Raw genomic sequence first — 22,495 nt, forward strand, 5'->3', positions numbered from 1 at the left:
TGAAGTTCAAGACTTAGGACGTTAACCCCTTATACTCTGGCTCACGCTTGACACCAACAGTTATACGTTGGGGCTCAGTATGTTGTACCTAAACTAAGCGTTAAAAAAATATTTAATATCGAAAGCGTCATTCCTCTTGAGAATAAAATAAACCGCACGACCGAGCTTGTGGGCTAGCATGGAGATTGCCTTGCCTTTACCGTGTTTTCGAGAGTTCTTTTCAATAAACTTTTTTGCCTGAGGGCTTTCTCGTATCAACAGCACAGCCGCTTCGCTGAAGGCCCACTTGAGATGAGCATTGCCAATTTTACCACCGGAATAACCGTAGTTTTTACCTGCAGATTCTTTGGCGCACTTAACCAGACGAGAGTATGAACAGAAGTCCTGCACGGTAGGAAATCGATGAATGTCCTGAATCTCATATAGAATGGTTAACGCGAGAACTAATCCAATTCCCGGCACAGTTTGCAAACGATAGAACGCGCGAGGGTCGTACTGCTTGGCATGTTTAACGATAAAGCGCTCAATGGCGACGATTTTCTCTTGCAAGATATCCATCGTGCCGATATCAGTCTCAACATTCATTCGTACCGCGGGGTCTTTAAAGCGTTCGATAATATGAAGGCGGTTGCCTTTCTTACTAATCTGCTTTTCGAACGGCGGTAAATTGTACTGATAGTTGGTGATGGAGATATGAGCCTGCACTTCACCTTTTAGATGAACCAGGTAGCAACGACGGCGCATCAGATCACGGATAGGGCGAGCTTCAGGCGGGTAGACATATGCCATAGGAAAGTTCTTGCCCAACATAATGCGGGCAATCTTCTCGGAGTCGATTTTGTCATTCTTAGTTTTACCGCCATGAATGCACTTCATATAAAGAGCATGACCGAGGATAAATTTAATTCCCTGTTGATGACAGACATCAGCAATCCAGTACCAGGAGAAAATACACTCAACGCCGACTACAAGGTCTTCCCGATAGGGCTGAATTAAATCAAGGAAGGTTTGGGCGTCAGTCGGTATATTCTTGTGAATCAGAATGTTAGCCTTCTGATCAAGGATGCAGACAAACATCATTTTGGTATGTAAGTCGATACCACAGTGAAATTTGTGCTGTTTAGTATAGAATTTCATAATGATGGCCTCCTGAGGTATGTGCCTTTGAGCACGTTACATCTTGGATGGTAGTTCAACCTACCAAGCCCGAAAATCCTTGGGAGGTCATCATTAGTATCAAGTGCATCTTGCGGACACTCACTACGCGCGGTCTTTTGTGCATGGCTTCGCCATTGTTGCACAAAATTCCGCACTCCGTTCGTGCGCGCAAATGCAGGCGTTAGATTCATTATGTATTCTGAACATCAAGCAAGGGAAAAGTTCTTAGCCTTTATAAATAGGAAAATTGGCGGAACCGAGAAAGAATTCGAGATCAAGAATATTCGTTTATCTGATCGCAAAGACTATTGGATAATTGGTGCCAATGCTATCTCTCCAATGCATCAAGCAGGAGGGGGGTACGGCTATCTACTAGATGTCTTCAGCCGCGACACTAACAAGACACTCACTCTATAAAAAATCAATAACTCATCATTCATTCGATATTTCGCTCTCAATAACGTGAAAAAGAGTAAGTCAACAGGCCATTACTCGCTTCCTGTTGGAGTCTGATAGACATTTTGTAAGGTTGACGAAAAACCCGGTCAGTCCGAGATCGTCATGAATCCTCAGGCGAAAGCCTGATCATCTTGGTAGGTAAGACCAAAACACGTTATCAGGCTGACAATAACTCCCTACAACGTTGCAACCCTCTATGACGTTGGTAACCCAGTGCCTGATAAGCCTCTTTCACCTAACTGTTAATATGGGTGTCTTGTTAACTGTTTACATTTCTTGTAAATGGGGCTGGTTAAATATCCAGTGTTGAGCAGGTGCTGTCAACTGTTAATATGGGTGTCTCGTTTAATCCGTTTAATCTATCTACGGGATCGTTATACGCAATAGGATATTTATGCTTACAACAACAATTCAGCCAAGGTTTAATGACACTGATGCCTTAGGTCATATAAGCAACACATCATTTCCTGTTTGGTTTGAGGAAGCTAGAACCGCTTTATTTGAAATATTTCATCCTTCTCTAGATATTGAGACTTGGCCTCTGATTTTGGCTAAGACAGAGATTGATTTCCTAGCTCAAACTTATTGGGGCAGTGAGGTTAAAATAACAACATATATAGGAAAGCTTGGTAGTTCGTCCTGTCACATTATTCAAGAGGCACGACAAAAAGAAAAGTTAGTTGCTAGAGGTCTAGCTATATTGATCTATTTTGATTATGAAACTAATAAATCCGTTAGTATTCCTCAAGATATTCGAGAGAAATTATCTCAACATCTAGTTAAAAAATAGGCGCATTGTTCGTGTTCTACAAGAGTAGACTTTCCAGTATCAAATTTCTCAAACGCTGAATGGTTAATTTCAAAAAGACTAAGTAAGTCGCAAGAATTACTGAATAATTCTAATCTCAATGTAACAGAAGTAGCGGCGGAAGTTGGTTACGAAAATATATCTCATTTTATTGCAGCGTATAAAAAGAAGTATGTAGACTACGGACAAAAAATCTCTTTAGCGTCAATATAAACTAGTTCGCTAAACCCTTTTGACTCCAAATGTTTTTTCAAGCTTTCATGAATGATGATTTCACCCATGCCTTTCGCTATTCGAAACATTAGCATCCCCGTTACTGGTTTTGGGGCTAGCCCCAGCTCTTCAGCCGAGTTGCTAAATAGTTTTTTATCACCAATGTAAACGTTTCCTTCGCCTGCGGGCTTTACGACGCTAATAAGATTAAATGCTTTAAAGCCGGTATGTTTTACTTCATCGTCTTCTGTTTCTAAAGTGGCATCGTAAGTGATGATATTGCTAACACCCGCTTCCTTCAAAGCCTCTATAAATTCATTACTGGCTACAGGGAGGCTATCATAATAGTTAAGGGGCGTTCCTTCTTCATAGCCCTCCTGAATATATACCGGAATGGGTACCTTTGGCTCCTCGGTAAAGGGTGTGCCAAAACACCAATCATCGTTAAGATCATTTGGTAAATCAGGCATATTGCAAAGCATCATGCCATTCTCAACAGAATCAATGCTAGATGACAACATGTAGTAATTATCTTTTTCCATTTTCCCTCATACTTCAAATCATTCCTTTAAATTTACCATTTTATTAGGCATCTAGTTATACTGTCTACTTCTCCATTAATGAGACTGTGTGGACTTTCAAGGCTTTGATAGAGGGCGGCTAATACCTCGCTCCAAACGCTAGCTGTTTTAGCGTTCCCCGCTGACTGCCTGGCCACTCGTTCAAATAACACCTATAGAATTTTATTACCAAGATAGAGAAATCGTTAATGTTAAATCAGCTTAACCAATGGGAGTATAAAACTTCCGCTGGATTTACTGTCCGAGGTTTTCATACCGAGGTGACTGGGAAACCTGTTATTCACTTTGTTCATGGCAATGGCTATTGCGGTTTGGTTTATGAGGAAATGCTGCGGCCGTTAACTGAGCACTATGATATCTTTATTAGCGATATCCAGGGCCATGGTGATAGTGATATTGGAGGGCATTTTCGAGGCTGGAACCGGAATGCCGAACTCTGTGCAGAGGTTTGGCAGCACTACCGTCAAACGCTTTGGTCCGATGTACAATCAGTTGCAATGGGGCATAGTTTTGGTGGTGTGATATCTACTTTGATGATGGTAAATAACCCGTCTCTGTTTGATCAAGGGGTATTGTTAGACCCGGTTTTTCTCAACAAAACACTGATGAGGTTTGTTGTGTTATCTGAGCCTTTTGGGTTGCTGAAATTTAGCTCTCTGGCTCGCAGAGCAAAAAGTAGAAGAAGCGAATGGGATAACAAGCAGCAAGCGTTTGACTACTTTCACCAGCGAGGCATGTTTAAAGGTTGGGAAGACGCCTGTCTGTGGTCTTATATCAATCATGCACTTAAAGAAACCTCCAATGGGCTAAAGCTCAAGTGCCCTCCGCGTAGAGAATCTGCGATATTTGCGTCATTTCCAAAACGTTTATGGTCTTCATTAGACCGGCTTGCAACACCAACACAACTATACTACGGCGAGCGGAGTTATCCTTTTGTTTTGAAGTCTGCGGATGTGTTGCACGACACGAACAAATTTGTGACGAGTGAAGCTGTGCCGGGCAGGCATTGTTTTATGCAAGAGCAGCCGAAACAAACGGCTGATAGAATATTGGCGTTTTTGTCTAAATCACTAGACTAATTATGAAAGAGCCCGTTGAACACAGTTGCTCAACGGGTTGACTCCTGCTATTTGACGATACTGGCAGAGAGTATTTTAGAACGCACCTGATAGCCCTCTGTTAGCGTCTCCACAACGGGGTCGTTAACAAGCCGGCTTCTAGTTCTAGGTTTTATATTCTGTTTGATGCTCCAGCGCTTGGTGCTCACTGTCTGGCCTGCCGGGTTTACTACAGTTGACTCGATTTCTACTTCAATGACGGATATTTCACTGTGATTTTCCGCATAGGCTTGAAGGGCTCTATTTTTCCCTAGCTTATGCTTAATCTTGATATATTTCTCCGGGTTGTTGGGCAGTTCGAGTTTAGCGAGCTTGATTCTCGCACTTTTTCCGTTGTCACCTTGAGCCTGCGCGGCTTGTTCAAAGTGGCGTATTGCATCTCGTTGATTGCCCTGAAGTTGCGCAATATTACCCAAACCAAGTGCTGCCACAGAGGTCGGAAGCAGTTGCGCACTGCGGGAAAAGTCTTTCTTGGCCTGTTCATAGTTCCCTAGTTTTTCGTTTGATATGCCCTTCTTCAGGTAGCTTGAGAACTGCTCTGGGAACAGTGAGACGGATTTCTCATACTGTTTTACTGCTAAACTGTCTTTGCCCTGAGCGCTGTATATGTCGCCTTTTGTGGCATAGAAAAGCGCTTCATTAGGCTCTGACTTAATCGCTTTGTTAATTTCAGTCATGGCCGAAGAAAAATCCTTTTTGGCAATCAGTGCGGCGGCTTTGTCTTGTGAGCGGTAGGCGTCAGTTTTGCTCAGAAGGTATTTCATATGCTTTTGAAATTCAGCTTTACCACGGTAGTTTCCGGTAGACGCAAAGCGAGACACATGATCCTGGTTTGCTTCTACTCTACTTGGAGACGGAGGGTGGGAAGCAAACAGGCCTTGCAGCCAATTTGACTGCTGGTTTTTCGACATTTCGACAAATAGCTGCTGGAGTTCTACGGCGGCATTTAAATCATAGCCTGCTTTGGCCATATATTTCATGCCGTACTTATCTGATTCCAGTTCATGCTCCTGGCTGTATTGCGCCATGGTTAAGCTAGCGCCCATGGTTGCACCGCCAATAATCAGGTCTTTGTAGTCTGTACCTTCCACGGCCATACCTAGCCCCATCATGCCGTATTGCACGATCATTCCTTGCTGGATGCGCTGCGCGCTATGGCGGGCCGCAGCATGAACAATTTCATGGCTTAGCACGGCGGCCAATTGTGCTTCATCTTTCAGCTTTACCAGTAAGCCCCTGTTTAGCGCAATCTTTCCAGATGGTAGTGCCCAGGCATTGGGTACGGAATTATTAAGTATCACAAACTCGTAGGGTAGGTCGGGACGGTCACTCACTGCAGCGAGCTTTTTGCCAACACTGGCCACATATAGCGTTAGCTCTGGGTCAAGGTAATACAAGCCCCCCTGTGACTGCTGTGCTGGCTTGTACTGAGATTGCCCGATCTGGGCGTCCTGGCTCTCAGGAACAAACATCAACTGCTGCTCACCTGTAACCGGGTTTACGGCACAACCCACTGACAAAGCAGCTAATAATAGTACGGTAAAAAGTCTTAGCATTGTTATCCCTAATTTACTGTGAATTCATTGGTCACCATATGGTGTGATGAGCATTGTGATATCAGGGCTATTTTGACCAATTTTAAGATGGGTCTGCAATAGGCTCATGACTATATTGTTTCCTAAACGTTTACTTAGCAGACTAAATCGAGGTTAAAGAAATACTGTTTCGTTGAAAGTCACTCTCGTGAGGGCTATAGTGCCACCCAAATACCTAACAACTCAATCGACCGGAAATGGTAGATTGGGAATGGCTGATTATGGTATCTGTATTTTTCAAACGTATAAATCTTCGCTATTTATAAGCAGGAATGATGTTTCCAGATTATCTATTTGATATAGCCGCCATCGGCTGGTTTGCTGTGCTTTGGTCAGGGTATGGTTATTACGCTGACTATCGTGGTAAGAAAAGGCCTACCTTATCCAGTACCCTTGACCTTTACCGTGGGGACTGGATGAGGCGCGTGCTGATGCGAGAGAACCGTATTGCAGATGCCTCAGTGTTAGGAAACCTTGAGCGGAATGGTGCTTTTTTTGCCTCAAGCAGCCTGCTTATTATGGCAGGTATTTTAACCGCAATCGGTTATGCCGATCAGGCGATGGCTGTTTTTCAAGACTTGCCCGTGGTTGCGACTGATGGGCGCACAATGTGGGAACTTAAGCTAGCGACGTTGCTGGTGGTCTTTATCTACTCGTTTTTTAAATTCACATGGTCGATGAGACAGTACAACTTTTGCTCTGTATTGGTAGGGAGTGCTCCATTGGCTAATGAGGAAAAAGTGAGCCCGGCCGCGCGTAAAGCATTCGCAAACAGTGCAGCCGAAGTTGCCAATTTAGCTGGCGACACGTTCAATCTTGGGCTGAGATCATACTACTATGCGCTTGCTGTACTGGCATGGTTTATCCATCCAGCTGCATTTATGGTGGCGTCAACTGCGGTGGTCGTTATTTTATACCAGCGGGAGTTCCGTTCTGAAGCGCTACAGGTTTTACGGGCAGGCAAAGATTTTGATTAGTAGAAACTGACTTCATCGTAAATCGGGTGCGGGGCACCCTCGTGCGAGTATCTTGTTAATTGTAAATCGGGCGCGGGGCACCCTCGTACAAGGATCAAGAGCTTCTACCGATAAATACGACGACTAAAATATTGAATATGAGATGTAATATTTTATGAAAAATGATCCTGTTTTATTAGGTAAGGTAGAGCGTTTTGTTGGCTCACTCGCCCAGTGTGGAGAGCTTGGTATTAAACCGGTATTTGCTGCTCCAAATGAGCTGATCTTGGAATTGCCGTATTCCAAAGCCATTATTGGCAACCCGGATACGGGGGTTATTCATGGCGGAGCCATTACCACACTAATGGATACCAGTTCGGGGTCTGTTGTTATTTGCGGGCTGGAAGAGTTTGAACTGTGTCCAACGCTCGACCTTCGTGTTGACTATATGCACGCTGCAGAACCGGGTAAACCGGTATTTGCAAAGGCAACCTGCTACAAAATCACCCGCAATATTATATTTACTCGCTGCTTGGCGTATCAGGAGACCGATGAAGAGCCGGTTGCCCAGTGCGTTGCAACATTTATGAGAATAGGCGCAGAAGCAACCCCTTTGCCATTTAGACAGATGATTATGGGGGAAGAAATAGTTGATGGCTTGAGCAAAGAGGGGAGTGTGTAATGGATTTAAGAAATATTGTAGCCCGTGCTCACGAAAACGGTGACTATTCAGAGCTGATTGCCACTATTCCTTACGCCGTGACTATCGGTGTTGAGTGTGAGCGGTTTGGTGATGAAGTGTTATTTAAGCTGCCCAGAAAGAAAAGCAATATAGGGAACCCCATTTTACCGGCTATCCATGGCGGAGTAATCGGCGGGTTTATGGAAATATCGGCATCACTCTATCTATTGATGTTTCAAGATACCCCTAAGCTGCCAAAAATAGTCGATATATCATTGGATTACCTAAGGGCGGGCTTGGACAAAGATACCTATGTAGAGTGCAAATTGACTCGACAAGGGAGTCGAGTTGCCAATGTTATTGTTACTGCCTGGCAAAAATCCCGCGATGAACCGATTGCTTTAGCCAGGGCTCACTTTTTGTTCAGTTAATCTTTGGTTAGCATGCTTGAAATTATTTTCACTGCCCCCAGATAAGGTTTCACCAGCATGCTACTTGAGGGTTAGACAGTAGTTGCTAACTTAATAAACCCGCTCCCAAATGAAAAGAGAGTTAAGTTAAATATGACTGTAGAAACAAAAAAAGAGACCTTAGGTTTTCAGACCGAAGTTAAACAACTTCTTCATTTGATGATCCACTCTTTGTACAGTAACAAAGAGATATTTCTTCGAGAGCTAATATCAAATGCGTCTGATGCAGAAGACAAATTGCGTTTCGAAGCCTTATCAAAGCCAGAGCTTTACGAAGATGATGGTGAACTTAATATTCGTTTGGCGTTCGATAAAGAAGCCAACACAGTTACCATTACAGATAATGGTATTGGTATGTCCCGTCAGGATGTGCTTGACCATCTAGGTACCATTGCGAAGTCAGGTACTGCAGACTTTATGAAGAGTCTGTCTGGCGACCAGCAAAAAGATTCGCAGCTGATCGGTCAGTTTGGTGTTGGTTTCTACTCATCATTTATCGTTGCAAAGCGTGTAGAAGTCTTTACTCGTCGTGCAGGACTTGATGCATCGGAAGGTGTTCGCTGGGAATCTGAAGGTGAAGGCGAATTTACGCTTGAGACCATCGAGAAGAAAGAACGCGGTACATCGATTGTACTTCACCTGAAAGATGAAGAGAAAGAGTTTGCAGACGGGTGGCGTTTGCGTAGCCTGGTTAAAAAATACTCTGATCATATCTCTTTCCCGGTAGTTATGCTGTCGGAGCCAATGCCTGCGGCAGAAGGTGAAGAAGCGAAAGAGCCTGAAGATGAGACGATTAACGAAGCAACAGCCCTTTGGACGCTCTCTCGCTCTGAAGTAAAAGACGAAGAGTACAAAGAGTTCTATAAGCATATAAGCCATGACTTCCAAGACCCTTTGACATGGTCTCACAACCGTGTAGAAGGTAAGCTTGAATATACTAGCTTGCTGTATGTCCCTTCAAAAGCACCGTTTGACATGTATAACCGCGAAGCGCCTCGAGGGCTTAAGTTATATGTGCAGCGTGTCTTCATTATGGATGATGCTGAGCAATTTTTACCTCTTTACCTGCGTTTTATTAAAGGTGTGGTTGATTCAAATGATCTGTCACTTAATGTCTCTCGTGAAATTCTGCAGAGCGATAAAGCAGTTGACAGCATGCGTAGTGCATTGACCAAACGTGTCCTTGATACGTTGACCAAACTCGCAAAAAATGACCCTGAAAAATACCAGGCATTCTGGAATGAGTTTGGCCAGGTTATTAAAGAAGGCCCAGCAGAAGATATGGGCAACAAGGACAAAATCGTCAAGTTGCTCCGCTTTGCCTCTACACATACCGGTAAGACCGATCAGGATCAGTCAATTGAAGACTATATCGGCCGAATGAAAGAAGGTCAGGATAAGATCTACTATATCGCCGCTGATAGCTTCGGTACCGCGACCAGCAGCCCTCACTTGGAGATCTTCCGCAAGAAGGGCATCGAAGTGCTCATCATGTCAGACCGCATTGATGACTGGATGATGTCTTACTTAACTGAGTTTGATGGCAAGCAGTTCCAGGATGTCGCGAAAGGCGAACTTGATCTGGGTGATGTAGAGAACGAAGAAGTTAAAAAGCAGGAAGAGGAAGCGACTAAGGAACTAGAGAGCTTACTCACTCAAATTAAAGAGTTGCTTAAAGACAAAGTAGCCGATGTTCGTGTGACCAGCCGTTTGACTGACTCCCCAGCATGTTTAGTGGTTGGCGAGCAGGATATGGGCGCTCAAATGAGACGTATCATGGAAGCGGCGGGTCAAAGCCTTCCTGATAGCAAGCCAATTTTTGAGTTGAACCCTGAGCATCCACTTGTTACTCGGTTAAACGAAGAGCAAAACGATGACCGCTTTAACGATTTGGCTTGGGTATTGTTCGATCAGGCAGCGTTGGCAAGTGGCGATGCACTGAAAGAGCCGGGTGCTTTTGTTAGTCGCTTGAACAAGCTGTTGCTTGACCTGAGCAAGTAACAAGTTTTACTGATAAGCAAGTGAACGGTAACGTTCACTCGATAAAAGGCAGTCTGTATAGGCTGCCTTTTTTGTTTTTGGGAATGGAGTTATTCATATCGGATAGAATAACTCTATACTTACAGAAACAATTACCAAAAAGGAATGCATATGGATGAGTTTATGGAAGCCGCTATAGAGGAGGCTGAACGTGGTTTAGCTGAAGGAGGAATTCCTATTGGTTCAGTCATCGTTCTGACGTGGTCTAATAGATTTGTACACACCAGTTAAGAGATAATCCTAAAAACTGGAGTGAAAAATGGCAGCAAGAAAGAAGTACTCAAAAGAGTTTAAATTAGACGCGATTAGTCTGGTAATTGACCAGGGCTATTCGAAGGCTGAAGCGGCAAGAAATCTTGGTATTAATCCTAACGTTTTAGGGCGCTGGATCAAAGAGCACGAAAATGATGATGGTCACGCATTCCGCGGCAATGGAAAGCTGACACCGGAACAAGAAGAGCTTCGCCGCTTAAGGGAAGAAAACAAACGGCTCAAGATGGAGCGCGACATCCTAAAAAAAGCAGCCACCTTTTTTGCCACGGAAGCAAAGTAAAATACGCTTTCATCGCCCAGCATAAAAAGGTGTGGCCTATTGGCATTATGTGCCAACAATTGGGTGTTACACGTTCAGGTTATTATAGTTTTTTAAAACGCCAAGCTACTATGTCTGACGATCCAACTCATACCGAAATGATTGAATGGATACAAGATATCGCAGAGTCAAGTGAGCATACATACGGCTACCGAAGAATGAAAAAAGCGCTGAATATTCTTGGCTATCGGGTAGGCAGGAACAAAACTAGAAAGTTAATGAAAGAAGCTGGTGTTAAGGTCAAGCACAAGAAAAAGTATAAGGTCACGACAAACAGTAATCATAAGCAACCTGTATTCGATAATCTGTTAGAGCGGGAGTTTGCAGTTGAAAAGCCTGATCAGGTTTATGCCTCAGATATCACGTATATCTGGACACAAGAAGGTTGGCTGTATTTAGCTGTTGTGATTGACCTTTACTCAAGAAAGGTTGTTGGCTGGAGCATGAGTTCGCGAATGAAGGCTCAGATGGTTTGTGATGCACTCAAGATGGCAATTTGGCAAAGACGCCCGCAGGCCGGGTTAATACATCATTCTGATCGGGGGAGCCAGTACGCCAGCAAGGAGTTTAGAAAACTTCTAACGCTGCATAATTTTAATGGAAGTATGAGCAAGAAAGGTGACTGTTGGGATAATGCGGTTGTTGAAAGTTTCTTTGGAACTTTGAAGCAAGAACGTGTTCAATGGAAAAGCTATCAAACACGACATGAAGCTCAGCAAGACATCCTGGAGTACATCTCAGTGTTTTATAACAATCAGCGGATGCATTCCTATCTGGGCTATCGAAGCCCGGCGGAATTTGAAAAAGAAATGACTGAACTAAGAAAAGTAGCTTAACTGGGTTGTACAACTTTGGTTGACCACGTCATTCATAACGGAACAGTCGTAGGAAGAGGGCACAACCGTAGAGTACAGAAGGGCAGTGTCGTTTTACATGGCGAGATGGATGCGTTTGAAAACTGTGGTAGACGGTCAGCTGACTTTTATCGGGAGTGCACCCTGTATACAACGCTTTCACCATGCCCCATGTGCAGCGGAGCCATTCTGCTATATGAAATACCAAAGGTCGTTATTGGCGAGAATGTGACCTTTCTAGGAGAGGAAGAATATTTAAAATCAAAAGGCATAGACGTTGACGTTTTGCAGAATGGTGAGTGTATTCGCATGATGAAAACGTTTATTGAGAAACAACCTTCTTTATGGAATGAAGATATTGGTGAGTAAAAGTGAAAAGGGCCTTCGCTATAGAAATATTGTTCACAATTTGCCGATTTGACAGCTACTAATAATGTGTTGATCTGATAAAATTTCCCCTTTAATCATTTAAATGGAAATAAATGTTATGAGTGAAGTTTCGGAATATGGAGGAGTTTCATATGAGGACACAAGAAAGATCAAAGCTATAATCAGATCTTTTTATGGGGAGGAAACTGCAGTGCGTTTCACTACGTCCTCTATCAGTGATGAAACAGTGCATAGAATCGCAATATTACTGTCTGAAACTGTAGATTGTAGTCAATGGATGGATGCAGTGCCCAACCCCGAAGATATTATAAGACCTACAAAAAGTTTGCAAAAGTGGGCATTAAGACTAATTAGGGAAGCTGGGGAGCCGTTTCTTCAGGGAGCTGAAGGCGTCACGATTGCCTGTAAAAACTTTCGAGCAGCGCAATTCAAAACAGATATCCTATTTTCATTAAAATACTAAGGCGTGGCTCATGATTCGATATTGCATTCTAGGTCTACTGCTTTTTACTCTCTCTGCGTGTGTCAACACAAGCCCTATCACTATTAAGCCAACTTTAGGGATAGAATTCGCTGTTCCGGTCGAAACCATTGATCTTATTGAGATGGCGGAAAACGAGTTACTTCTATATAGAAAGCAACAACTGGTTGGGTCTATGCAGCGTGTGCCTGCCCCCGAGCCAGGAAAAACTGCGATTGAATCTTTAAAAGAAGGCTTTAAAGAGGCCCAAAAAGGAACCAATAAGCCCTCAATATTGAGTTTACCTGTAGGTTCATATGGCTTTGTTGTAAATACTATAGACTTTAGTACGGCATTTATTGCCACACAAAATGACACTCGAAACTGGGTCGTTGTCAGTATTAAGAAAGATCAATACGATATGCTAATTGAGTCATTAAAACTCAAAGCCAGGACGAGCGTTAAAAGGCCGAGTCAGAACCCCATAAGCCTCTGGGGCGACTAAAGGTATAGACGATAGCAATGATGTTTACCGAATTAGACAGTTTAAAAGCAAAATTAGATGCTTTGCGCCCTCTGCCAAAGCACACGGTTAAGAGCTTACACGAACAATTGGTGTTGGACTGGACTTATAACTCCAACGCGATTGAAGGAAACACGCTAACGTTAAAAGAAACAAAAGTTGTTCTAGAAGGCATTACTGTGGGTGGTAAGTCTATGCGAGAGCACTGTGAGGCTATTAATCATAAGGAAGCTATAGACTTTGTTGAGGATATCGTAAGTAACAAAGCGCCATTAAGTGAGAGTCTGATTAAGTCGATACACCACTTAGTTCTTAAACAAATTGATGATGAAAATGCGGGTGTTTACAGGCAGCAAAATGTTGTTATTTCTGGTGCAGAACATAGGCCACCTGGTTGTATCAAGGTTCCTGATGAAATGCAGACGCTTGTAGAATGCCATAATAGGTTGGAGATTCACCCCGTTGAATCAGCAGCTCGACTGCATACTGACTTTGTTAAGATACACCCGTTTGTTGATGGAAATGGTCGGACCGCACGGTTGCTGATGAATTTTGAGTTGATGCGGAACGGGTATTTGCCTGTTGTAATAAAGGCTAAAGATAGGTTGTCTTATTATGATGCGCTTGACACCGCCCATACAAAGAACGACTACAGTTTTTTCATCACAATGGTGATTAATGCTGAAATTGCGATGCTTAATACATATCTTGAATTGATCTGTTGTGACTAGAGAGAAACTTAGGGGCATCTGAAGGGAAGCGAGTTATAAAGAAGTCAGGCCAGTTTCTAAGTTTACTGATTGGGGCAAAGATCAGCATCCAATGAATACTAGGTGGTATCATTTGATGAATTGAAATAATTCTCCAATATCTAGTCTAGAAAAGACTGGTCGATTCAAACTGCAAACTAATAGAGGTGTGGAAAGCCCCTGCATATCATCTACTTACTGGCACTGGTGCGCGCGGCGCACCATACAGTCGTGTTGCAGCTTAGTCCAACAGACGCTTATACGCCATGCTTCGCACAGCGCATAAGCGTAAAGATATTAGATTAGAGGTGTTACTTTACTATTTTGAGATACTTCGTATTTAGAATTAACAAATATTTTCAATATTATATGTCTTTGTAGGAGAGAGAATGAACAACTCGCAACCCGGTATTTTAAAGCCGATACCTATTTCAGCACGCTATCTAATCTTTTCTATCGAAGACCAATATAGCGTCTCTGAAGCGTTATCTCGGCTATCATCGCTTGCTGATGGAGATAATGTCGTTGTTGGCATAGGGCACTCCACTATTTCGTATCTAGGCGCTGATATAGAGGGAATTAAGACTTTTCCATCCTTCGTGAGTTGTGGTATCGAAATACCTGCCACCCATGGAGCCCTCTGGTGCTGGGTGCGAGGTAGCGATAGAGGCGACTTAATACACAAAGAACGCGAGATTACGCAAGCTCTAGCGCCAGCGTTTGCGATTGAAAACATTGTAGATGCATTCAGGCATGGCGAGGGTCTGGATTTGAGTGGTTATGAGGATGGGACTGAAAACCCTAAAGGGGACGATGCGATAGCCTGTGCGCTGGTGTCTTCTAAAGAAAAGGGGATGGATGGTAGTAGTTTTGTTGCAGTGCAGCAGTGGATACATGACCTAAATACATTTGATGATATGGAACCCATCGAGCAGGACCATACCATCGGGCGTCGAAAAAGTGATAATGAAGAGCTAGATGATGCACCTGCTTCGGCTCACGTAAAACGAACTGCGCAAGAAGATTTTAGTCCTGAGGCATTTGTTATTAGACGCTCTATGCCTTGGGCTAATGAAGCTGGAGAGGGATTGAATTTTGTCTCGTTTGGCAAGTCGTTCGATGCATTTGAGGCTCAACTAAACCGAATGACCGGCCGAGATGACCAAATTGTTGATGCATTATTTCGTTTTACCAGACCGATCACTGGCGGGTATTTTTGGTGCCCCCCGATAGCGGAAGGTAAACTTGACCTTACGGCATTGAAATTAGGTAAATAACGACCTAATGCTCTTCATGATATCGCATGGTTTTGTTATCCCCGCCAAGGCGGGGAAGCAAATGCACTGACAGGAATGGACTTTCGAGATCGAAGGGGCTTTCCAGATGTTTAACTAACTAAAGCGTCGACAAATCGAATATCCTGGTTTGGTTACGGCCATTTTCTTTACATTGGTACAGCGCCTGATCGGTCTTTTCTAGCCACTGTTTGTAATCGTCCAGTTTTTTTGATGCTTCGCAAATCCCCAGGCTTACCGTAAATTGAATGCTGATGTTGTCGTGGACTACGGTTGTTTCTTCAATTGTTTTACGTAAACGTTCACAGAAGATAAAGGCATTTTCGGCACTGGTGTGGCCTAGAATAATGCCAAACTCTTCACCACCGTAACGGCCAGCGATATCCGTTTTGCGGAGCGAATCCCGTAATATTTTAGATACGGTTCTTATTACTTCGTCACCCGCCTGGTGGCCATAGGTGTCATTTACTTTCTTAAAGTGGTCAATATCAAACATGACCAGTGATGAGGTGGTGTCATACCTTTGCAAACGGCTGTACTCATTTTGCAGGCACTCTTCCCAGTAGCCACGATTGTTGAGCATCGTTAGACGATCTGTGCGACTGAGTGATTCCAGTTCTCTGTTGGCGCTTTCGAGCGCCTTCTTGTTGCTGGCAATATCTGTAACATCATAAATGATCACACAGACGTGGTTAACGGTGCCGTCTGCTGAGGCCAATGGGCTGATGTTGATGTTCTGGTACATAAACTCTTCAGTACCGGTAATTGGACGGTAGTTTTTGAACTTAAAGAGGTAAGGGCGCAGCTCCCAAGTGATAAATGCTCTGTTTTTCAGCAAGAAAACAGACTCTGCTTTTTGGGTAAACCAATCTTTTGGGATGTCCTCAAACACTTCAAACAGTACTTGGTCTTTCACAGTGATAGGGTTGATACCACTGTGGTTTTCCATAAAGTTGTTCCAAACTTGTACTTTAAAATCCCTATCAAGAACGATCAGACCTACATCAATGGTCTGTAGCATATCCATCAACCAATGGAATTCTTTTATATCTAAATTATCATTTGCCATAACGAGTTGTTTAATCCATCAGATAAGAGAGTCGCTGGTTTAGATTGTCGATTGAGTCTTCTGTAAAAAGCAGCATTAGATCACACGTGATATCGTAGTTTTCGATCTCGTACGTTATCTCTATCGCTAAGGCCTGCTTCCAACGAGTTTCATTTGTTTTAACAAGGTCGCTGACTTTGACATGTTGCCCAAGAACCATTGGGTGGCCTTGGCTAAAGGCGATATCCAGTTGCTGAGCAATCCCGCCCGTGCAGGCGCCAACGAGAATGCTGGCGATATCCATGATGAGTTCGAGTTCGGCGGTATCGTTAAGCTCTCCGGTGTATTTAAGCAGCTTTGCCATGTCGGTGTAGCTGGAATCACTAAATACCAGAAGTGCCTCTCCCGCAATGCCTGAACCAATAAAACCCTGGCAAACCGCGGTGTAAGTATCGCCTTGTTCGGCTTGTGACAGCGCCATTTTTAATTCGCTGACCTCAAGGATGTTGACATTGGGAATTGGCAGCTTTACGAATACATCAAGCAGTCTGGCAAGAAGATCCGCCGCTTGTCCCATAGCGACGTTGGCAATTTCCTGAATACAATCACGGTATTGAACGGAACCGGCGGCCTCAAGCTCCTTATCTGACCTGCGCGCTGGAGCGGGTTTGGTGGCTTGTTTCGCCTCAGCCGCTTCGGCCTGAGGGCTTGTGGGTTTGGCATATAGCCCAAACTTTTCCAAAATGACGGTTAAATCATCAACACCGATAGGTTTTTTTATAAACTCCAGTGCACCTAGCGCTTTAACTCGCTGATGGGCTTCTGGCTGGATATCCCCAGAAACAACAATAACCATTGTTTGAATATCGTTTTTTATGATCTCTTCAAGCGTCTCATATCCGTCCATTACGGGCATATTTAGGTCAAGAAACATAATCTCGCCTTTGCCCTCTTTAAGCTGCTCTATTGCATCTTCGCCATGTACGGCATAACTGATTTCTATGTCCCAGTCGGCAGGTAGAGATCGAGCCATTTGTTTTCTGGCAACGCTGGAATCGTCACAAATTAAGACGGGTGTTGTCATTGTTAGTAGTTTGCTCTTTGTGAGTGGTGGTCATGCTTATCGTGATAGCCATGCATTGAGATACAGAGATATTCACCATTAAAACGGGTTATAACGCGCTTCGATAATTTATGGATTGCTAACGATAAGTAAAGATCAATAATGGCTGTGCGGCAAGTGGAATGTTGAGATTGCCCCCCCTAAGCACAAAGACAGCCAAAAAAGGCTGTCTTTGAAATAGCAAATTAAATCACGGATGCTCTTTGAGGGTCAGACGCTAATATGAAGTGCTAACGCTTAGCTTCCCTACGTGCAGCAGATGTTGTAAATGCTCTTCTTTTGAATTCTGGGTTGAAATCGATTGTGCCTTGCTTATCCAAACCTTCAATGTAGTAACGTTCAGCTTTAAGATCATAGGTCAGCTCGACCGTCGTCCAGGTAACGGGTATCTGATAAAAGTTCACAGGATGCGCTTCTGATACTCTCCAAAGGTTGCCATCTTCATCAAAATCTTCGGCCAGTACGATTTGCCAGGTATCCTCATCAAAGAAAAAGCGACGTTTGTGATAAGCGTGTCTCAAACCATCTCGCAGAATTCCTTCTACTGCCCAAACTCGGTGGAGTTCATAGCGTGTAAGTTCCTGGTTGATATGTTTGGGGCTGACTACTTTTGAGGCGTCAGTGCTGGCTTCGTTCAGCTTGTAAGAGTTATAGGGAATGTACACTTCTCTTTTGCCGAGAAGGTTCCATTGGTACTGATTGGGGGCACCATTGTACATATCTTTCTGGTCTACCGTCCGAAGACTCTCAGAGCTTGGCAGGTCGGTTCCATATTCGAGGTTCGGCACGCGTCTTAAGCGTCGTTCACCTGCTTGGTAACGCCATGCTTTACGTGGAGATCGAACCTGGTCGAGTGTCTCATGTACTAATGTCAATGTGCCCGCTAGTTTGGCTGGGCTATTGATCTTGGTTTTGAGATAAAAAATCTTGTTGTCTATTTCATCTAGCGTAATACCGGGCTCTGCGTATGTGAAGTAGTAACTGTAATTAGTAAGAATAGGGTTATAAGAGCCGTCTTTGGTGGGGGTTACGATTGCAGATTTAAACTCAGCCTGTTCGCCCCTAAAGCGCAAGATATGGTTCCATATTGCTTCTACTCCATTATTAGGGATAGGGAACGGGCTGGTTGCAATTGTATTTCTCACACCGTTGGCGTTTTCTTGCAGTTCTGCGGTTAACGCGTTTTCAGCAAGCTTCTCATATATCCATTCTGGGTAGGAGGCGGAACGTCGGGTAGGGTAGACAGGAATCTCATAACCCGGTGCATATTGGGTTAACAGCGCCTTTTGGCCATCAGTCAGGTTTTTCTCATATTTTGCCATGTTGGCGCTTGTGATTTTGAATAACATTTTGTCGTCAGCGAAAGGGTCTGGGTGAAACTCGCCCTCTTCGTAATTTTCTGGAATCTTCGTTATGCCACCATCCCAGGCCGGGATAGTGCCTTCTGAATTACCATAGCGCTCAGCACCAACCGGTGTCAGGTCGTTCTGCAGCCGTTTGGCGGTGGTCTCGTCAACTTTGGCTAAGGATAAGCCGCTTGATGTTGACAGCGTCAGGACAGCTACCGCTGTAACCAGTTTGGATAATTTCATATATCTACGGCCTCACATGCTTACTAATAAGTCGTTCTTAATTTTATTTGTCTTCTGCAAGCGATAACTTGCTGATAGTTCGTCAAAAGTTATTACTAATAATAGTACGTTATTTTGAAATATCTTTATGTTTCGAGTTGTAACGGGAGTTTTCTTTATCGTGACTGATACTTAAGTATAATGAAAGGCTCTATTACGGCTAATGTTTATTGCGGGGAAATTCTAGAAATGACCAATAGATGGCGTACCCAAACTTCTAAAAAGCTGTTTCTCGCAGATATTCAGCGTAAGGCATGGCAAGCGTGTATTGAAAGCGGTCGTGTTGAAGGTAATTGTAGTGGCTTTAAACCTAAAGAGGAGTCACTTAAGCAGTCCACCATATTGTTAATGCTGATGGGGTGGGAAAGTTTTTTAAATGAAATTGCCGAATACCACCAGCAACGAACACCTGAACCTATACTTAATCTGCAACAGTTGCTGGCACATGTTGGAGAAGAATCTCCAGAAATTGGCCATCTACTTGAACTTTCCCGGTTTGAAGGGAGTTGGATATGCGACTTTCTAAAAGTAATCAGCCTCATTCGTTTTCCTCAGGCAAAGAGTACATCAGGCACTGAGTTGGCAGAAAACGCACTTATTGCGACGTCAGGTAGTGTGGAACCTGTTGATTCAATCGATAATATAAGCCGTATTCTGGACGAGTTTAAGTGCTACCTGGAAGAGGTAAGAGAACGAATGTCGGAATGGTAAGGATTTAAATCGGGATTAGATGTATACTGTCGTCAGGAACTATAAGGCTGATCCAGTTTCCTTTAGTAACCAATTGAATTCAAGGCTGTTTGTTTTATGAGTAGTGCGTTTTTAGAAATTATAGAATTACCCGATGGCGATTTTGCTTTACAAAAGGCTGATGAAAATGGAGATGCGTTAGTGACTATTTCCTTTTCAAAAGATGCGAAAGAGTTTCTGAAAGAGCACAACGTAACCGTTGCCAAAGCGATGATAAATGCTGGAATTCAAACTGTTGGAGTGATATCTAAGCAGATGGCCGAGAGCGACATGGACGAAGAGTTTAGAACGGTTCACTAACTGTTGCTCAGTGGAAGTACTTGAAAGCACTTCTGATAAGTTTATCTGGTAAGGCTGTTCTGGCAAAGGCGTGACGAGCTTGAAATCTGATTTACTATTGAAACGGGCAGGTGGTAGAGATTAAGTCGAGACTCATTCACTTGAGCTGACATTGAAGGTTCGCTAATGTGAATTAGTTCAGACTAAATCTGACACCTCTTCTGCCATCTTGATATGTGCATCAACCCCTAACTTAAAGGCTTCTGTTGCAATTTCTTTTTCCCTTCCTTTCAGTTGCAGTCTTTTGACTTCTTCAAAGTTCTCCATTTTCCAACCTTATACTTCTAGTCCATAGAATTTTGCCTGTTCGGCATAAAAAATAAAGATGATCCGACGAATAGGGCTCTATAACATTAGTTGCGCGGTCAAAATAAACAGCATAAAAATCGTGATTACTATCGGATCTATTTGTAGCTTTAGCCCTAGATCCATATAGAATCAGTAAACGTAAACAGTGTTGATCTATTAAATTCAAGGTAGTAACATTGCTACATTGGCAGATGTGGAGGTGAATTATGTCTACGCTAACAAGTCGAGAGTTCAATCAGGACACAGGGAGAGCTAAGAAAGAAGCTTTAACAGGGCCTGTATATATTACTGATCGAGGAAGGCCGTCTCATGTTTTATTGTCATATGAAGAGTATAGAGCGATGACGGAGAAAAAGGCTTCAATCGGTGAAATGCTCTCTATGGATGGAGTTGAGGACATTGAATTTGCCCCGGGTAAATTAACTGATAAGGCAGCGGCTGCAGAATTCTAGAATGTATTTATTAGATACCAATGTGGTCTCTGAACTTAGAAAAGTGAAGAGTGGAAAAGCAGACAAGAATGTTGAGAACTGGTCGTTTCAAGTTGATCCTCAGTTGCTTTATGTTTCGTCAATAGTTATTCATGAACTTGAGTTGGGTATTCTTCTGGCTGAACGATCAGACCCAACAAAAGGGCAAGTACTTAGAAAGTGGATGAACGACTTTGTTTTGCCAGCATTTGAAGGCCGTATACTGCCAGTTGATAAAGACGTGGCTTTGGTGAGCGCTAAGTACCATGTTCCTGATCCGAAGCCTTACAGGGATACATTGATTGCGGCTACGACTATCGTTCACGATATGGCGATAGTTACACGCAATGTCGATGATTTTAATTTAGATGGGCTCAAGGTGTTGAACCCTTGGGAAAGTAACTAACGGAAAACAGTGGAACTACCGTGTAAAGTCAAAGTAGAACGGAATAGGAGCTATGGTGGTGAACGATCACACAAAACACAGGAGATACCGCCTAACCTAACACTATTAGCGATATCTCATTACTACGCCATGGCTATTTCCTTTAGCTGATGCTGATTCCAGTAAGCCAAAATCTTTTTTAGTCAGTTTGTTAGTCCATGCAACGACTGCATGGCAAGTGCCTGCTGATAGGGCTTGTTGAGCAAGCTCCAGCGTTGATTTTATATCCGTTGACCTCAATATCATAATCTGGTCAGCAATGATTCCCGATTGTTGTTGCCATCGGTTTAGCAGGCTCTGGGGTGGATCGACCCATGCCAGCCATCTGTTCTCTTGATTTAATTGAGTCATCATCGGTAGCAACATTTGAATGTTATCTGCCTGCTCGGGGGATAATATAATTTCCGTGACATTGCCCTTTGAAGCAATGCGTTGTTTACTGCCTGCTTCTGAGTTGCCCGCTGCACGCTTGTTAGTGAGGAACTTGGCCGAACTGTCTTCTACTGCGTAGAGGGAGTGTTCCGGTTCGTAACTAGGCTGCTCATCATAGAAACTCAATTGCTTCATGACATTTGCTCCTTCCTGATAACGCCGACGCCAAGCCCCTCTATAAATAACTCTTGTTCCCTTAAGTCAATTACAATAGGTTCAAACTCTTCGTTTTCCGCAATAAGTTGAACTTCGTGCTTGTTTTTTTGAAAACGCTTAACGGTCACTTCGTCTTCGATTCTTGCAACAACAATTTGCCCGTTTCTGGCTTGTTCTGTTTTATGAACCGCCAGAAGGTCACCGTCCAGAATACCGATGTCTTTCATACTCATGCCTTTTACCTTCAAAAAGTAATCCGCACTTGGCGCAAAAAACTCAGGTTGGAGGTTGCAGTAGTCCTCAATATTCTCTTCAGCCAGTATTGGGTTACCTGCAGCGACTTGGCCGACAATAGGAATGCCGGGTTTATGCTGCTCAGGAAGTCTAATGCCTCTGCTTGCCCCTGGTACTATTTCGATAGCCCCTTTTTTGGCGAGCGCTTTAATATGCTCTTCTGCGGCATTGGCTGAGCGAAAACCCAACTCCCTGGCTATTTCAGCGCGAGTAGGTGGATAGCCTGTTTCTTCAATATTGCGTCGAATCAGGTTAAGCACTTCAGTTTGTCTATTTGTTAGTTTGATCATAACGGCCGCTTATTCATGTGTCTTTATACAGTATCTGTGAATGTATACAGTATTATTTAAAAAGTAAACATTATAGATAAAAAATTTTGGACAGCTATGTGAAATACAGTTGCTTGAAACAGGGAAGTTAAAGATGAATTTGGCTCACTCGATTAGTTGAGAGCTTTGCACGACGTTATGAGCGAATCAAAGACAAGGCAAAACATGACGAAAAAGCGCAGTTTATTGGAATAAATGAGCATTTTGAGTCATTTTTTAACGCTGT

The 22,495-nt window shown here is 43.4% G+C and carries 25 protein-coding genes and 2 pseudogenes; 18 read left to right on the forward strand and 9 right to left on the reverse strand.

Going from position 1 to position 22,495, the window contains the following annotated elements:
• Positions 1–93: 93 nt before the first annotated feature.
• On the reverse strand, positions 94–1,137 hold the full coding sequence (locus tag MY523_RS05525) for an IS110 family RNA-guided transposase (protein ID WP_250657799.1): 1,044 nt from the start codon (positions 1,135–1,137) through the stop codon (positions 94–96).
• A gap of 874 nt (positions 1,138–2,011) precedes the next feature.
• Between MY523_RS05525 and MY523_RS05530 the strand changes: the two genes are divergently transcribed.
• Together MY523_RS05530 and MY523_RS21910 are read left to right on the forward strand one after the other, a co-directional pair.
• Positions 2,012–2,407 carry an acyl-CoA thioesterase gene (locus tag MY523_RS05530; protein ID WP_250657800.1) on the forward strand — a complete coding sequence of 132 codons (396 nt, stop codon included), beginning with the start codon at positions 2,012–2,014 and terminating at the stop codon, positions 2,405–2,407.
• A gap of 57 nt (positions 2,408–2,464) precedes the next feature.
• Positions 2,465–2,638: pseudogene (locus tag MY523_RS21910) on the forward strand (helix-turn-helix domain-containing protein); the annotation flags it as partial.
• Here MY523_RS21910 and MY523_RS05535 read toward each other — a convergent pair.
• Complete coding sequence (locus MY523_RS05535; RefSeq protein WP_250657801.1) at positions 2,605–3,180, reverse strand: hypothetical protein; 576 nt, start codon at positions 3,178–3,180, stop codon at positions 2,605–2,607. The pseudogene MY523_RS21910 and the gene MY523_RS05535 sit on opposite strands and share 34 nt — an antisense overlap.
• 227 nt (positions 3,181–3,407) lie before the next feature.
• On the opposite strand from MY523_RS05535, the gene MY523_RS05540 reads away from it, so the two are divergent.
• A complete protein-coding gene (locus MY523_RS05540; RefSeq protein ID WP_250657802.1) occupies positions 3,408–4,298 on the forward strand; it encodes an alpha/beta fold hydrolase in 891 nt (296 codons plus the stop codon).
• A gap of 47 nt (positions 4,299–4,345) precedes the next feature.
• Here the strand turns inward: MY523_RS05540 and MY523_RS05545 are convergent, their stop codons facing one another.
• Positions 4,346–5,893, reverse strand: a complete 1,548-nt coding sequence (locus MY523_RS05545) for a M48 family metalloprotease (RefSeq protein WP_250657803.1) — start codon at positions 5,891–5,893, stop codon at positions 4,346–4,348.
• A 311-nt stretch (positions 5,894–6,204) separates the two neighbouring features.
• Here MY523_RS05545 and MY523_RS05550 point away from each other — a divergent pair, with 311 nt between their 5' ends.
• The 11 genes and pseudogenes from MY523_RS05550 to MY523_RS05600 all read left to right on the forward strand — a co-directional run bounded on the left by MY523_RS05550 (position 6,205) and on the right by MY523_RS05600 (position 14,925).
• Positions 6,205–6,909 (forward strand): DUF599 domain-containing protein, encoded by a 705-nt coding sequence (locus tag MY523_RS05550; protein WP_250657804.1) that lies wholly within the window; start codon positions 6,205–6,207, stop codon positions 6,907–6,909.
• A 154-nt stretch (positions 6,910–7,063) separates the two neighbouring features.
• Positions 7,064–7,570 (forward strand): PaaI family thioesterase, encoded by a 507-nt coding sequence (locus MY523_RS05555; RefSeq protein ID WP_250657805.1) that lies wholly within the window; start codon positions 7,064–7,066, stop codon positions 7,568–7,570.
• The gene (locus MY523_RS05560; protein ID WP_250657806.1) at positions 7,570–8,001 is read left to right on the forward strand and encodes a PaaI family thioesterase; all 432 of its coding nucleotides are present in this window, start codon (positions 7,570–7,572) and stop codon (positions 7,999–8,001) included. The genes MY523_RS05555 and MY523_RS05560 overlap by 1 nt, the downstream gene beginning before the upstream one ends.
• Before the next feature lie 132 nt (positions 8,002–8,133).
• Positions 8,134–10,041 carry a molecular chaperone HtpG gene (gene htpG / locus MY523_RS05565; RefSeq protein ID WP_250657807.1) on the forward strand — a complete coding sequence of 636 codons (1,908 nt, stop codon included), beginning with the start codon at positions 8,134–8,136 and terminating at the stop codon, positions 10,039–10,041.
• Between the two features lie 150 nt (positions 10,042–10,191).
• Positions 10,192–10,278 (forward strand): annotated as a pseudogene (locus MY523_RS05570) (nucleoside deaminase); the annotation flags it as partial.
• A gap of 61 nt (positions 10,279–10,339) precedes the next feature.
• A protein-coding gene (locus tag MY523_RS05575) for an IS3 family transposase (protein WP_250655574.1) occupies positions 10,340–11,508 on the forward strand; the annotation gives its coding sequence in 2 pieces (ribosomal slippage) (positions 10,340–10,601 and positions 10,601–11,508; 1,170 coding nt in all).
• 15 nt (positions 11,509–11,523) lie between these two features.
• Entirely contained in the window at positions 11,524–11,895 is a 372-nt protein-coding gene (locus tag MY523_RS05580; RefSeq protein ID WP_250657808.1) for a nucleoside deaminase, read from the forward strand.
• Between the two features lie 118 nt (positions 11,896–12,013).
• The gene (locus tag MY523_RS05585; RefSeq protein WP_250657809.1) at positions 12,014–12,379 is read left to right on the forward strand and encodes a hypothetical protein; all 366 of its coding nucleotides are present in this window, start codon (positions 12,014–12,016) and stop codon (positions 12,377–12,379) included.
• Positions 12,380–12,389: 10 nt separating this feature from the next.
• The gene (locus tag MY523_RS05590) at positions 12,390–12,881 is read left to right on the forward strand and encodes a hypothetical protein (protein WP_250657810.1); all 492 of its coding nucleotides are present in this window, start codon (positions 12,390–12,392) and stop codon (positions 12,879–12,881) included.
• Between the two features lie 17 nt (positions 12,882–12,898).
• Positions 12,899–13,630: a Fic family protein gene (locus MY523_RS05595; RefSeq protein ID WP_250657811.1), complete on the forward strand. Its 732-nt coding sequence runs from the start codon at positions 12,899–12,901 to the stop codon at positions 13,628–13,630.
• Positions 13,631–14,037: 407 nt separating this feature from the next.
• Positions 14,038–14,925 carry a Dyp-type peroxidase gene (locus MY523_RS05600; protein WP_250657812.1) on the forward strand — a complete coding sequence of 296 codons (888 nt, stop codon included), beginning with the start codon at positions 14,038–14,040 and terminating at the stop codon, positions 14,923–14,925.
• 118 nt (positions 14,926–15,043) lie between these two features.
• Here the strand turns inward: MY523_RS05600 and MY523_RS05605 are convergent, their stop codons facing one another.
• The 3 genes from MY523_RS05605 to MY523_RS05615 form a co-directional block, all read right to left on the reverse strand.
• The gene (locus tag MY523_RS05605) at positions 15,044–16,012 is read right to left on the reverse strand and encodes a sensor domain-containing diguanylate cyclase (protein WP_250657813.1); all 969 of its coding nucleotides are present in this window, start codon (positions 16,010–16,012) and stop codon (positions 15,044–15,046) included.
• A gap of 10 nt (positions 16,013–16,022) precedes the next feature.
• A complete protein-coding gene (locus tag MY523_RS05610) occupies positions 16,023–17,075 on the reverse strand; it encodes a response regulator (protein WP_250657814.1) in 1,053 nt (350 codons plus the stop codon).
• 269 nt (positions 17,076–17,344) lie between these two features.
• On the reverse strand, positions 17,345–18,706 hold the full coding sequence (locus MY523_RS05615; RefSeq protein WP_250657815.1) for a DUF1329 domain-containing protein: 1,362 nt from the start codon (positions 18,704–18,706) through the stop codon (positions 17,345–17,347).
• 228 nt (positions 18,707–18,934) lie between these two features.
• Between MY523_RS05615 and MY523_RS05620 the strand changes: the two genes are divergently transcribed.
• Positions 18,935–19,456, forward strand: coding sequence for a DUF6586 family protein (locus MY523_RS05620; RefSeq protein ID WP_250657816.1), 522 nt, complete (start codon positions 18,935–18,937; stop codon positions 19,454–19,456).
• Positions 19,457–19,552: 96 nt separating this feature from the next.
• The gene (locus MY523_RS05625) at positions 19,553–19,795 is read left to right on the forward strand and encodes a hypothetical protein (RefSeq protein WP_250657817.1); all 243 of its coding nucleotides are present in this window, start codon (positions 19,553–19,555) and stop codon (positions 19,793–19,795) included.
• 177 nt (positions 19,796–19,972) lie between these two features.
• Here the strand turns inward: MY523_RS05625 and MY523_RS21795 are convergent, their stop codons facing one another.
• Positions 19,973–20,101, reverse strand: a complete 129-nt coding sequence (locus tag MY523_RS21795) for a hypothetical protein (protein ID WP_256469606.1) — start codon at positions 20,099–20,101, stop codon at positions 19,973–19,975.
• Positions 20,102–20,349: 248 nt separating this feature from the next.
• Here MY523_RS21795 and MY523_RS05630 point away from each other — a divergent pair, with 248 nt between their 5' ends.
• Positions 20,350–20,595, forward strand: a complete 246-nt coding sequence (locus MY523_RS05630; protein ID WP_250657818.1) for a type II toxin-antitoxin system Phd/YefM family antitoxin — start codon at positions 20,350–20,352, stop codon at positions 20,593–20,595.
• Between the two features lies 1 nt (position 20,596).
• Positions 20,597–21,019 (forward strand): type II toxin-antitoxin system VapC family toxin, encoded by a 423-nt coding sequence (locus tag MY523_RS05635; protein ID WP_250657819.1) that lies wholly within the window; start codon positions 20,597–20,599, stop codon positions 21,017–21,019.
• A 105-nt stretch (positions 21,020–21,124) separates the two neighbouring features.
• Here MY523_RS05635 and MY523_RS05640 read toward each other — a convergent pair whose 3' ends face one another.
• Positions 21,125–21,625, reverse strand: coding sequence for a cell division inhibitor SulA (locus MY523_RS05640; RefSeq protein ID WP_250657820.1), 501 nt, complete (start codon positions 21,623–21,625; stop codon positions 21,125–21,127).
• Positions 21,622–22,230 carry a transcriptional repressor LexA gene (lexA, locus tag MY523_RS05645; RefSeq protein ID WP_250657821.1) on the reverse strand — a complete coding sequence of 203 codons (609 nt, stop codon included), beginning with the start codon at positions 22,228–22,230 and terminating at the stop codon, positions 21,622–21,624. Before lexA ends, MY523_RS05640 begins: the two co-directional genes overlap by 4 nt.
• Positions 22,231–22,495: the final 265 nt, after the last annotated feature.

The sequence above is a fragment of the Alkalimarinus coralli genome (assembly GCF_023650515.1).
GTDB lineage: Bacteria > Pseudomonadota > Gammaproteobacteria > Pseudomonadales > Oleiphilaceae > Alkalimarinus > Alkalimarinus coralli.

Excerpts from the sequence above, each read along its gene's own strand:
- MY523_RS05640 (WP_250657820.1), bottom strand. The coding sequence starts at position 21,625 with ATGAAGCAATTGAGTTTCTATGATGAGCAGCCTAGTTACGAACCGGAA.
- MY523_RS05605 (WP_250657813.1), bottom strand. The coding sequence starts at position 16,012 with ATGGCAAATGATAATTTAGATATAAAAGAATTCCATTGGTTGATGGAT.
- MY523_RS05555 (WP_250657805.1), top strand. The coding sequence starts at position 7,064 with ATGAAAAATGATCCTGTTTTATTAGGTAAGGTAGAGCGTTTTGTTGGC.
- MY523_RS05615 (WP_250657815.1), bottom strand. The coding sequence starts at position 18,706 with ATGAAATTATCCAAACTGGTTACAGCGGTAGCTGTCCTGACGCTGTCA.
- MY523_RS05540 (WP_250657802.1), top strand. The coding sequence starts at position 3,408 with ATGTTAAATCAGCTTAACCAATGGGAGTATAAAACTTCCGCTGGATTT.
- MY523_RS05535 (WP_250657801.1), bottom strand. The coding sequence starts at position 3,180 with ATGGAAAAAGATAATTACTACATGTTGTCATCTAGCATTGATTCTGTT.
- MY523_RS05530 (WP_250657800.1), top strand. The coding sequence starts at position 2,012 with ATGCTTACAACAACAATTCAGCCAAGGTTTAATGACACTGATGCCTTA.
- MY523_RS05620 (WP_250657816.1), top strand. The coding sequence starts at position 18,935 with ATGACCAATAGATGGCGTACCCAAACTTCTAAAAAGCTGTTTCTCGCA.
- MY523_RS05585 (WP_250657809.1), top strand. The coding sequence starts at position 12,014 with ATGAGTGAAGTTTCGGAATATGGAGGAGTTTCATATGAGGACACAAGA.
- MY523_RS21795 (WP_256469606.1), bottom strand. The coding sequence starts at position 20,101 with ATGGAGAACTTTGAAGAAGTCAAAAGACTGCAACTGAAAGGAAGGGAA.
- MY523_RS05595 (WP_250657811.1), top strand. The coding sequence starts at position 12,899 with ATGATGTTTACCGAATTAGACAGTTTAAAAGCAAAATTAGATGCTTTG.
- lexA (WP_250657821.1), bottom strand. The coding sequence starts at position 22,230 with ATGATCAAACTAACAAATAGACAAACTGAAGTGCTTAACCTGATTCGA.
- MY523_RS05545 (WP_250657803.1), bottom strand. The coding sequence starts at position 5,893 with ATGCTAAGACTTTTTACCGTACTATTATTAGCTGCTTTGTCAGTGGGT.
- MY523_RS05590 (WP_250657810.1), top strand. The coding sequence starts at position 12,390 with ATGATTCGATATTGCATTCTAGGTCTACTGCTTTTTACTCTCTCTGCG.
- MY523_RS05560 (WP_250657806.1), top strand. The coding sequence starts at position 7,570 with ATGGATTTAAGAAATATTGTAGCCCGTGCTCACGAAAACGGTGACTAT.
- MY523_RS05550 (WP_250657804.1), top strand. The coding sequence starts at position 6,205 with ATGATGTTTCCAGATTATCTATTTGATATAGCCGCCATCGGCTGGTTT.
- MY523_RS05600 (WP_250657812.1), top strand. The coding sequence starts at position 14,038 with ATGAACAACTCGCAACCCGGTATTTTAAAGCCGATACCTATTTCAGCA.
- htpG (WP_250657807.1), top strand. The coding sequence starts at position 8,134 with ATGACTGTAGAAACAAAAAAAGAGACCTTAGGTTTTCAGACCGAAGTT.
- MY523_RS05635 (WP_250657819.1), top strand. The coding sequence starts at position 20,597 with ATGTATTTATTAGATACCAATGTGGTCTCTGAACTTAGAAAAGTGAAG.
- MY523_RS05610 (WP_250657814.1), bottom strand. The coding sequence starts at position 17,075 with ATGACAACACCCGTCTTAATTTGTGACGATTCCAGCGTTGCCAGAAAA.
- MY523_RS05625 (WP_250657817.1), top strand. The coding sequence starts at position 19,553 with ATGAGTAGTGCGTTTTTAGAAATTATAGAATTACCCGATGGCGATTTT.
- MY523_RS05630 (WP_250657818.1), top strand. The coding sequence starts at position 20,350 with ATGTCTACGCTAACAAGTCGAGAGTTCAATCAGGACACAGGGAGAGCT.
- MY523_RS05525 (WP_250657799.1), bottom strand. The coding sequence starts at position 1,137 with ATGAAATTCTATACTAAACAGCACAAATTTCACTGTGGTATCGACTTA.